This window comes from Klebsiella pneumoniae subsp. pneumoniae HS11286, assembly GCF_000240185.1.
Classification (GTDB): Bacteria; Pseudomonadota; Gammaproteobacteria; order Enterobacterales; family Enterobacteriaceae; genus Klebsiella; species Klebsiella pneumoniae.
Map to the genome: position 1 here is coordinate 4,312,595 of NC_016845.1, position 9,921 is coordinate 4,322,515.

At 62.4% G+C, this 9,921-nt stretch carries 10 protein-coding genes; 7 read left to right on the forward strand and 3 right to left on the reverse strand.

Annotated elements, in window-relative coordinates:
* The first annotated feature begins 2 nt into the window (after positions 1-2).
* Genes KPHS_42820 through KPHS_42860 form a run of 5 tightly spaced genes read left to right on the forward strand, consistent with a single transcriptional unit; the run spans position 3 to position 3,521 of the window.
* Entirely contained in the window at positions 3-557 is a 555-nt protein-coding gene (locus tag KPHS_42820; RefSeq protein YP_005228582.1) for a propanediol utilization polyhedral bodies protein, read from the forward strand.
* Positions 557-907 carry a propanediol utilization polyhedral bodies protein gene (locus KPHS_42830; RefSeq protein YP_005228583.1) on the forward strand — a complete coding sequence of 117 codons (351 nt, stop codon included), beginning with the start codon at positions 557-559 and terminating at the stop codon, positions 905-907. The genes KPHS_42820 and KPHS_42830 overlap by 1 nt, the downstream gene beginning before the upstream one ends.
* A 4-nt stretch (positions 908-911) precedes the next feature.
* The gene (locus KPHS_42840) at positions 912-1,352 is read left to right on the forward strand and encodes a propanediol utilization (protein YP_005228584.1); all 441 of its coding nucleotides are present in this window, start codon (positions 912-914) and stop codon (positions 1,350-1,352) included.
* On the forward strand, positions 1,349-2,563 hold the full coding sequence (locus KPHS_42850; protein YP_005228585.1) for a propionate kinase: 1,215 nt from the start codon (positions 1,349-1,351) through the stop codon (positions 2,561-2,563). Before KPHS_42840 ends, KPHS_42850 begins: the two co-directional genes overlap by 4 nt.
* A 55-nt stretch (positions 2,564-2,618) precedes the next feature.
* The gene (locus KPHS_42860; protein YP_005228586.1) at positions 2,619-3,521 is read left to right on the forward strand and encodes a propanediol utilization; all 903 of its coding nucleotides are present in this window, start codon (positions 2,619-2,621) and stop codon (positions 3,519-3,521) included.
* A 3-nt stretch (positions 3,522-3,524) separates the two neighbouring features.
* On the opposite strand, the gene KPHS_42870 is transcribed toward KPHS_42860, so the two are convergent.
* Together KPHS_42870 and KPHS_42880 are read right to left on the reverse strand one after the other, a co-directional pair.
* A complete protein-coding gene (locus KPHS_42870; RefSeq protein YP_005228587.1) occupies positions 3,525-4,601 on the reverse strand; it encodes a threonine-phosphate decarboxylase in 1,077 nt (358 codons plus the stop codon).
* Positions 4,602-4,618: 17 nt separating this feature from the next.
* Complete coding sequence (locus tag KPHS_42880) at positions 4,619-5,872, reverse strand: N-acetylmuramoyl-L-alanine amidase (RefSeq protein ID YP_005228588.1); 1,254 nt, start codon at positions 5,870-5,872, stop codon at positions 4,619-4,621.
* Positions 5,873-6,099: 227 nt separating this feature from the next.
* On the opposite strand from KPHS_42880, the gene KPHS_42890 reads away from it, so the two are divergent.
* Positions 6,100-7,431 carry an N-acetylglutamate synthase gene (locus tag KPHS_42890; protein ID YP_005228589.1) on the forward strand — a complete coding sequence of 444 codons (1,332 nt, stop codon included), beginning with the start codon at positions 6,100-6,102 and terminating at the stop codon, positions 7,429-7,431.
* A 229-nt stretch (positions 7,432-7,660) separates the two neighbouring features.
* On the forward strand, positions 7,661-7,981 hold the full coding sequence (locus KPHS_42900) for a hypothetical protein (protein ID YP_005228590.1): 321 nt from the start codon (positions 7,661-7,663) through the stop codon (positions 7,979-7,981).
* 57 nt (positions 7,982-8,038) lie between these two features.
* Here the strand turns inward: KPHS_42900 and KPHS_42910 are convergent, their stop codons facing one another.
* Positions 8,039-9,883, reverse strand: coding sequence for an exonuclease V subunit alpha (locus tag KPHS_42910; protein YP_005228591.1), 1,845 nt, complete (start codon positions 9,881-9,883; stop codon positions 8,039-8,041).
* Positions 9,884-9,921: the final 38 nt, after the last annotated feature.

A 9,921-nucleotide genomic window follows, 5' to 3' on the forward strand; every position in this document is an offset into this window, starting at 1 on the left:
TCATGACCCAGGCTATCGGAATTTTAGAACTGACCAGCATCGCCAGGGGGATGGAGCTGGGCGACGTCATGCTGAAAAGCGCGAACGTACAGCTCCTGCTCTGCAGAACCCTTTGCCCCGGGAAATTCCTGCTGATGCTCGGCGGCGACGTCGGCGCCGTGCAGCAGGCAATCGCCGCCGGCACCGCGCGCGCCGGGGAGATGCTGGTGGACAGCCTGGTGCTGGCCAACATTCACCCCAGCGTACTACCGGCGATCAGCGGTCTCAACGTGGTCGGGCAGCGGCAGGCGGCGGGGATCGTCGAAACCTGGAGCGTGGCGGCGTGCATCAGCGCCGCCGACCGCGCGGTGAAAGCGGCCAACGTCACCCTGGTGCGGGTCCATATGGCGTTTGGTATCGGCGGCAAATGCTACATGGTGGTGGCGGGTGATATCGCCGATGTCGACAACGCCGTCACGGTGGCCAGCGACAGCGCAGGCGAGAAAGGATTACTGGTTCACCGGGCAGTGATCCCGCGACCGCACGATGCGCTGTGGCAACAGCTGATGGAGGGATAATGGAACCGCAAACCCCTACCGAACGCATGATCCAGGAGTATGTCCCGGGCAAACAGGTTACTCTGGCGCATCTCATTGCCAATCCTGGCAAAGATCTGTTCAAAAAGCTGGGTCTGCCGGACGCGGTCTCCGCCATCGGCATTCTTACCATTACCCCCAGTGAAGCATCGATTATCGCCTGCGACATCGCTACCAAGTCCGGCGCGGTGGAGATCGGTTTTCTCGATCGCTTCACCGGCGCGGTGGTGTTGACCGGCGATGTCTCCGCCGTGGAGTACGCGCTCAGGCAGGTCACCCGCACCCTCGGTGAGCTGATGCGCTTCACCGCTTGCCCAATTACCCGGACCTGAGCCCATGAAACGCCTGATGCTAATCGGACCCAGCCAGTGCGGCAAAACCTCGCTGACCCAGGTATTGCGTGGCGAAACCCTGCGCTATCAGAAAACCCAGGCCATCGTCTGGACGCCGGCCGCCATCGATACCCCCGGGGAATATCTGGAAAACCGCTGCCTGTACAGTGCACTGCTCACCAGCGCCTGCGAGGCCGATGTCATCGCGCTGGTACTAAATGCCGATGCGCCCTGGTCACCTTTTTCTCCGGGGTTTACCGCCCCGATGAACCGCCCGGTCATCGGGGTGATCACTAAAGCCGATTTGGCCGCCCCGCCCCGTCTGCAACAGGTCCGGACATGGCTCGAGACGGCGGGCGCCGGACATATCTTTATCACCAGCGCGTTAACCGGCGACGGGCTTGATGACCTGTTCGCCTGCCTGAATGCAGAGGAATATCAATGACCTATAAAATCATGGCGATTAACGCCGGCAGCTCCTCCCTGAAGTTTCAGCTGCTTAACATGCCGCAGGGGGCGTTGCTCTGTCAGGGGTTGATCGAACGTATCGGCCTGCCCGAGGCCCGCTTCACGCTGAAAACGTCGGCACAGAAATGGCAGGAGACGCTGCCCATCGCCGATCACCATGAGGCAGTGACCCTGCTGCTGGAGGCGCTGACCGGCCGCGGGATCCTGAGCAGCCTGCAGGAGATCGACGGCGTTGGCCACCGCGTCGCCCACGGCGGCGAACGCTTCAAAGACGCCGCGCTGGTCTGCGACGATACCCTGCGGGAGATCGAGCGCCTGGCGGAGCTGGCGCCGTTGCATAACCCGGTCAATGCGCTGGGCATACGTCTCTTTCGCCAGCTGTTACCCGCGGTACCGGCGGTGGCGGTTTTTGATACCGCCTTTCACCAGACCCTGGCGCCGGAGGCCTGGCTCTATCCCCTCCCCTGGCGCTATTACGCCGAGCTGGGCATTCGCCGCTACGGTTTTCACGGTACCAGCCATCACTATGTCAGCAGCGCGCTGGCGGAAAAGCTGGGCGTACCGCTGAGCGCCCTGCGGGTAGTAAGCTGCCATCTGGGCAATGGCTGTAGCGTCTGCGCCATCAAAGGCGGGCAATCGGTGAATACCTCAATGGGCTTTACTCCCCAGTCCGGGGTGATGATGGGCACCCGCAGCGGCGATATCGACCCGTCGATTCTTCCCTGGCTGGTGGAGAAAGAAGGGAAATCCGCCCAGCAGCTCAGCCAGCTGCTGAATAATGAATCCGGGCTGCTGGGCGTCTCCGGCGTGTCCTCTGATTACCGCGACGTCGAACAGGCAGCCGACGCCGGCAACGAACGGGCGGCTCTGGCGCTGTCGCTGTTTGCCGAACGCATTCGCGCGACTATCGGCAGCTATATCATGCAGATGGGAGGTCTGGACGCGCTGATCTTTACCGGCGGCATAGGCGAGAATTCCGCCCGGGCGCGGGCGGCGATCTGCCGCAATTTGCATTTTCTCGGCCTCGCGCTGGACGACGAGAAAAACCAGCGGAGCGCGACCTTTATTCAGGCGGATAATGCGCTGGTCAAAGTGGCGGTGATCAACACCAATGAAGAGCTTATGATTGCCCGCGACGTCATGCGTCTTGCATTGCCGCAGGCGCGCGAGCTGGCGGTGTCGGCATAAACGACGCGCCTCCTCTTGCGGAGAATCATGGTAACCGGCGGGTCGCCATGCCACTATGCGCCCTGGCGAAGGTAAGCGGAAAGGTGAAAACGTGGCTGTTGCACAATGTCCCGCCTCGTGCGGAGAACTTATCCAGGGCTGGATCCTCGGCAGCGAAAAGCTGGTCTCCTGTCCGGTGGACTGGTACAGCACCGTCGAGGTCGAGACCGGAGTACCGCGAAAAGACGAGCGGCCGCTGTCGCGGGCGATGGTCGACCAGCTGCTGGCCCACTGGGGCTACCCCCCAGCGCTGAGCCAGCAGATCCGCATCACCCTGCACTCAACGATCCCAGTGGCCAAAGGGATGGCCAGCAGCACCGCCGATATCGCTGCCACCGCCGTCGCCACCGCCCATCATCTGGGCCATCTACTGGATGAGCCGACGCTGGCGCGCCTGTGCGTCGCGCTGGAGCCTACCGACAGCACCCTGTTTCGCCAGCTGACGCTGTTCGACCATAATACCGCCGCCACGCAAATCGCCTGTCCCCCTCCGCCGGCGCTCGACCTGTTAGTGCTGGAGAGCCCGCTGACACTGCGCACCACCGACTATCACCAGCTGCCGCGCGAGCCGGGCCTGTTGGCAAACGCCTCCCGGCTGCAGCTGGCGTGGGAGAAAGTTCAACAGGCCTGCCACTGCGGCAGCCCGCAGCTGCTGGGCGAAGCAGCAACCATCAGCGCCATTGCCAGCCAGCAGCTGTTGCCTAAGCCGGGGTTTGACGCGCTGCTGGACCTGGTGGAAAGCGCAGGGCTCTATGGTCTCAACGTGGCGCACAGCGGCAGCGTCGTCGGCCTGCTGCTGGACCGCCGTCGGCATGACGTCGAATTTCTGCAATGGCGGCTGGCAGACAGCGACATCGCCGCCCACTGGCCGCAGCAGCATCTGTTGGCGATGGTGCCCGGGGGCGTCATCCTGCAGTAGGCCTCAGGCCAGCACCCGGCGCAACGCCACCAGCAGCTGGTCGTTTTCCTCGGCGCTGCGGATCGCCACGCGGAAATAGCGGCTATCCAGCCCCGGGTAGTTGGCGCAGCTGCGGATCAGCACATGCTGGCGCAGCAGGGCATATTGCAGGTCAAAATCGGGTCTGTCGCAGCGCAAGAACAGGTAGTTAGCACGCCCGGGCCATACGGTCAGCCCGGCCATCTCCTGCAGCTGCGCATAGAAACGCGCTCCCTCCTCCTGCAGCCACTGCCAGGTGGCCCGCTGATACGCCCGATCCTGGAGAATAATTTCCCCGGCCAGGGCGGCATAGGCGTTGATGGACCACGGCATTTGTCGCGCGCGCAGTCGGGCCACCGCCTGGGCATCAGCGTTCAGCAGGTAGCCGAGACGCAGCCCCGGAATGGCATAAAATTTGGTCAGCGATCGCAAAACCCAGACGTGCGGATGCTGCGCCAGCAGAGGAATAAACCCCGGCTGGTCGGGGATAAAGTCGAGGAAGGCCTCATCGAGGATCAGGCTGATGTTCAGCGCTCGGCAGCGCTGCGCAATGGCTTCCAGCAGGCCCCGCTCCGGCAGCAGGCCGGTGGGGTTGTTCGGGGTGCAGAGAAACAGGCAGTCCAGCGCCGGAGTCAGGGCATCGAGGATCGCGTCGGTCAGCTGCCAGCCATCGCGCTCCCGCAGGGCATACTCCACCACCTCGCAGTCCACCGTCTGCAGCGCCCGCCGGTACTCCGCGAAACCGGGAATGACGATCATCGCCCGCCGCGGCTTAAGGCCGTGGACGAGGGTGAAGATCGATTCAGTTTCGCCGTTGCCGGCGAGGATATGCGCCGTCGGCAACTGATGGTGGGCAGCCAGCGCCTGATGCAGCTGTTGATACTCGACGTCAGGGTAGCGTTCGGCGCAGCCCGGGTTGTCAACGATCGCCTGCCTGAGCGAGGCAGGCATCCCCAGCGGATTGATGTTGGCGCTAAAATCCAGCAGCTCGCCGGGGGCTATGCCCAGCAGGGCGGCGGCCTCGCGGATATTGCCGCCATGGGCGCTTTTCAGTAAGGCCATGTCCCTTTCCTGTGTGGTTATCCGCGGCGGGCCAGCGTCGCGCCGTCGGCGAAGTAGGCTTTAATCCCGGCGAGGATCGACTCGGCCACCTCCTGCTGGAATTTGGCCGTTTTCAGTTTCCGCTCTTCTTCCACGTTACTGATAAACGCCGTCTCCACCAGAATGGAGGGGATATCAGGCGCCTTCAGTACCGCAAAGCCCGCCTGCTCTACCCGATTCTTGTGCAAATTATTGATATTGCCCATTTTCTCCAGCACCGCCTTTCCGAATTTGAGGCTGTCGGCGATGGTGAGAGACTGCACCATATCGAACATGGTGTGGTCGACATAGCGGTCGCCGCTCTTGCTGACCCCACCGATCAGATCCGAGGCGTTCTGCGTCTGGGCGAGATATTTTGCCGCGGTACTGGTGGCCCCCTTGGTGGAGAGGGCAAACACCGAAGAGCCGCTGGGCTGGCGGCTGGTAAAGGCGTCGGCGTGAATCGACACGAACAGGTCGGCGCGCTGCTTCTGCGCCTTGGCGACACGCACTTTCAACGGGATAAACACGTCTTCGTTGCGGGTCATATAGGCCTTCATATTGCCTTCTTTGTCGATCAGCGCCCGCAGGCGACGGGCGATCTGTAGCACCACGTCTTTTTCGCGGGTGCGATACTTCCCCACGGCGCCGGAGTCTTCGCCGCCGTGCCCGGGATCGAGCATGATGACAATCGGCCGGTCGCGCCCGGCTTTGCCCGGCTGCGGCCCGCTTTGCGCCGGCGGCACCTGCCGCTCCAGATTGCCTTTGTTGTAATCCTCGAGCAGCGCCAGCAGCGGATCCTGAACATCGGTAGCGTTGGCGGGGTAGAGATCCATCACCAGACGCTCTTTAAAGCCGGCCACCGGCGCGAGGGCAAACAGCTGCGGCTTAACGTTCTGCTTGAGTTCGAAGACCATGCGCACGGTTTGCGGATCAAACTGGCCCACCCGGGCGGACTTAATAAAGGGATCGTCAGCGCGGATCTGGCCCCCCATGCCTTTCAGCACAGAGTTCAGGTTAACCCCTTCCAGATCCACTACCACTCGTTCCGGATTACTGAGGGCAAACTGCCGGTATTTCAGCACATGATTCGATTCTACCGTGACACGCGTGTAGGTCGATGCTGGCCAGACGCGAACGGCGACCACCCGCGCGGCGGCGGCCAACCCGACAGGGCTCACGCTCATTAACCACATGGCGCCCGCGCCCTGCAACAGACGGCGACGGCTTAATCCTGAGTTGTTTCCCGACATGCCACTCCCAAGCAATAAAAACGCATTTATACCCAAAACAAACAGATTGACCAGAAACTTTAACGAAAGGCATATAACCTGTCATCTATAAAAGGGTAAACATTCATTGACACCCTGCGCCGGGTCACATGTTTTTCGCGGCTTAGCCTCAAATTGGGGCTTGCGTTTAACGGCAAAACAGAATAAAAATACAATAATTACGAACAATCATGCATTGAGGGTTTGTCATGGTGAAGGAACGTCGCACTGAACTGGTAGAAGGATTCCGCCATTCTGTTCCCTATATTAATGCCCATCGGGGAAAAACGTTTGTCATCATGCTGGGCGGCGAAGCCATTGAGCATGAAAATTTCTCAAATATTGTCAATGACATAGGATTATTGCATAGCCTGGGCATTCGCCTGGTGGTGGTCTATGGCGCCCGCCCGCAGATTGACGCTAACCTCGCCGAGCACCATCACGAGCCGGTCTATCACAAGCAGACGCGAGTGACTGACGCCAAAACGCTGGAGCTGGTTAAGCAGGCGGCGGGGATGCTGCAGCTGGAGATCACCGCCCGTCTGTCGATGAGCCTCAACAACACCCCGCTGCAGGGGGCCCATATCAACGTTGTCAGCGGCAACTTTATCATTGCCCAGCCGCTGGGCGTCGATGACGGCGTCGATTATTGCCACAGCGGACGCATTCGCCGCATTGACGAAGAGGCGATTCATCGTCAGCTCGACAGCGGCGCCATTGTGCTGATGGGGCCGGTCGCGGTGTCGGTCACCGGCGAGAGCTTTAACCTGACTTCGGAAGAGATAGCTACCCAGCTGGCCATCAAGCTGAAGGCGGAGAAAATGATCGGCTTCTGTTCGTCGCAAGGGGTTTACAACCAGGCCGGGGAAATTGTCTCCGAACTGTTCCCTAATGAGGCGCAAGCCCGCGTCGAAGAGCTGGAAGCAGACGAAGACTATAACTCCGGCACCGTGCGCTTCCTGCGCGGGGCGGTGAAGGCCTGCCGCAGCGGCGTACGGCGCTGCCACCTGATCAGCTATCAGGAAAATGGCGCGCTGCTGCAGGAGCTGTTTTCACGCGACGGCATCGGCACCCAGATCGTCATGGAGAGCGCGGAGCAGATCCGTCGGGCGACCATCAATGATATCGGCGGTATTCTTGAGCTGATAAGCCCGCTCGAGCAGCAGGGCATTCTGGTACGCCGTTCCCGCGAACAGCTGGAGATGGAGATCGACAAATTCACCATTATTCAGCGCGATAACACCACCATCGCCTGCGCCGCCCTCTATCCTTTCCCGGAAGAGAAGATCGGCGAAATGGCCTGCGTGGCGGTGCATCCGGATTACCGGAGCTCGTCGCGGGGAGAGGTGCTGCTGGAGCGTATTGCCGCTCAGGCCAGGCAGATGGGACTGAGCAAACTGTTCGTGTTAACCACCCGCAGCATCCACTGGTTCCAGGAGCGCGGCTTCACGCCGGTGGATATCGACCTGCTGCCGGAGAGTAAAAAGCAGATGTATAACTATCAGCGCCGGTCGAAGGTGCTGATGGCCGACCTCGCTTAAGCCCTTCTCCTCTCTATCTAACGGCCCGGGATAGCGCGACGCTTATCGCTTTATCCCCGGCCGGTCTCCCGCCCCTCTTCCCGCCAGCCTGGCGTACGCACGCGGGCGAAATTCCTGGTTTCCGCGCAGGCCATTTCTTTCTCGCTGGCTCACCGATATGCTATTGGCTGTCGACAGGACGTCGACTGGCGCCGCGGCCGCCACCCGCCCAGCAAGGATCGCTTAAAGAATGGAAACCAAACCGAACTGGCTGGTCAGACATATTAATCTCATTACCACCGCGGTCGCCCTCTATCCGTGGTTGCTGATGATACTGCTCCTCTGGGATAACCAGCGCCATCATCAGCATGGCTATGCCGCGCTCGGCGCCGCCATCGCGATATTATTTCTGCTGGCCCTGACGTCCGGCATGAATCTTCTCATCTCCTCGCTGGTGATTTTTTGTGCCCGCTGTTCCACCCCACCGCTGGCCGGCGGCGCAGCAGTCCGCTTTTTCGCCATGAACTCGATCTCGGCGCTCTGGCTTATCCCTCTGTTCTTCAGTTACTGATTTTTCCGCCAGCCCGGGCAACGGCTGCAGCATTTTCCATCGCCCGGACCCGGCGTCTCAGGGGGCTTCGCGCCCGGCGAAAATCTCCGCCAGGCCGCTGCGCCGTTCGGTGCGCGTCACAATGGCCTGGGAGAGCACCTGCTCGTCGGCATAGAGCGACAACCGCCGTTTCGCGCGGGTGATCGCCGTGTAGACCAGTTCGCGGGTCACCAGCGGGACGCTGCGCGCCGGCAGGATCAGCGCCGCGTGTTCGAACTCCGAGCCCTGCGATTTATGCACGGTCATCGCCCAGGCGGTATCATGCTCCGGCAGACGGCTCGGCTGCACCGACTTGATGGCGCCGTCGGGCATCAGGAACCACACCCGCAGCTCGCCGTTGCGCTCCAGGGCGATGCCGATATCGCCGTTAAACAGCCCCAGCGCGCTGTCGTTGCGCGATATCATGATCGGTCGGCCATCATACCAGCGAGAGTGGCGCGGCAGGGCGATCGCCCGCTGGCGGTTGAGCCGCTGCTCCAGCCGCTCATTGACGCCGCTCACGCCGTACGGCCCCTCGCGCAGCGCGCACAGCAGCTGGAATTCGCTGAAAGCGGCCAGCATGGCCTGCGGTTCGGCCCGCTCGCGGCGCAGCTGCAGGTAGCGCTCATAGCCCTGCTGAGCCGCGCCGAGCATGGCTTCGTACTCTTCGGTCGTGCTGAGGGGATGAAGCGCGATATCGTCAAACGGCTGGCGCAGCGTGGCCTTCACCTCCGCGCGCGCGCCAGCGTTCACCGCCCGCGCCAGGCTCCCGATGCCGGAGTGACTGCCGAAGCGATAGCTCTTTTGCAGCAGGCACAAACTGTCTCTCAGCGCGCCCGCGATAGCCCCCTCGCCCGCCGGCACCGGCGAACCGGTCAGCCGGGTCAGCTCCTGCGCCCGCGCGGCGGTATAGCCCGAACTCGCCCAGGCGCAGATATCCCCCAGCACCGCCCCCGCTTCTACGGAGGCCAGCTGGTCGCGATCGCCGAGGAAAATCACCCGCCCGTGGGCCGGCAGCGCGTCGATAAGCCGCGACATCATCGGCAGGTCGATCATCGAGGCTTCATCCACCACCAGCACGTCCAGATGCAGCGGGTTGCCGGCGTGATAGCGCATCCGCTGGCTGCCTGGCTGGGCGCCCAGCAGACGATGCAGCGTGCTGGCCTCGGTGGGAATCAACGCTTTCTGCGCGTCGGTCAGCGGCAATTTTCTCAGCGCCGCGCCCAGCGATTCGGTCAGACGCGCCGCCGCTTTCCCGGTTGGCGCCGCCAGGCGAATACGACAGCGCGGGCTGTCTTCGATCTGGATCAGCGCCGCCAGAAGCTTCGCCACGGTGGTGGTCTTCCCGGTCCCGGGACCGCCGGAGATCACTGAGATGCGGCGGGTCAGCGCCACCGCCGCGGCCACTTTTTGCCAGTCGGTTTCGCCGGTGGCAGGGAACAGGGCATTCAGGGTTGACGCCAGCCGGGCCTCATCCATCTCCAGCACCCGGTTGGCTTCATTGAAGAAGCGGGCGACGGTCAGCTCGTTGCGCCACATCCGATTCAGATAGAGCCGGTCGCCGCACAAAATCATCGGCGCCGGAGCATCGCCGCAGCTCACCGCCGACGAAGCGAGCAGTAGCCCGGGCCAGTCCTCCGGCGCGCCGGCTTCGGCCAGCAGCCGATCGCGGATCTCCCCCGCTTTACCGCTCAGCGCCTCGTCGCCGCTCAACCGCGAGAGCGGCAGACAGACGTGCCCCTCGCCGGCATCCCGGCTCAGCAAGGCCGCCGCCAGCTTGACCGCCGGCGGGTCGTTTTGCGCCACCATCAGGGCAAACTGGACGTCCAGCGGCCGCAGCAGACGCTGCTCCACCGCCGCCAGCAGTAGTTGTTCGAAAGTCATGAGGCCTCCTCCTGAGTTTCTCCGGCAAAAAGCTGATC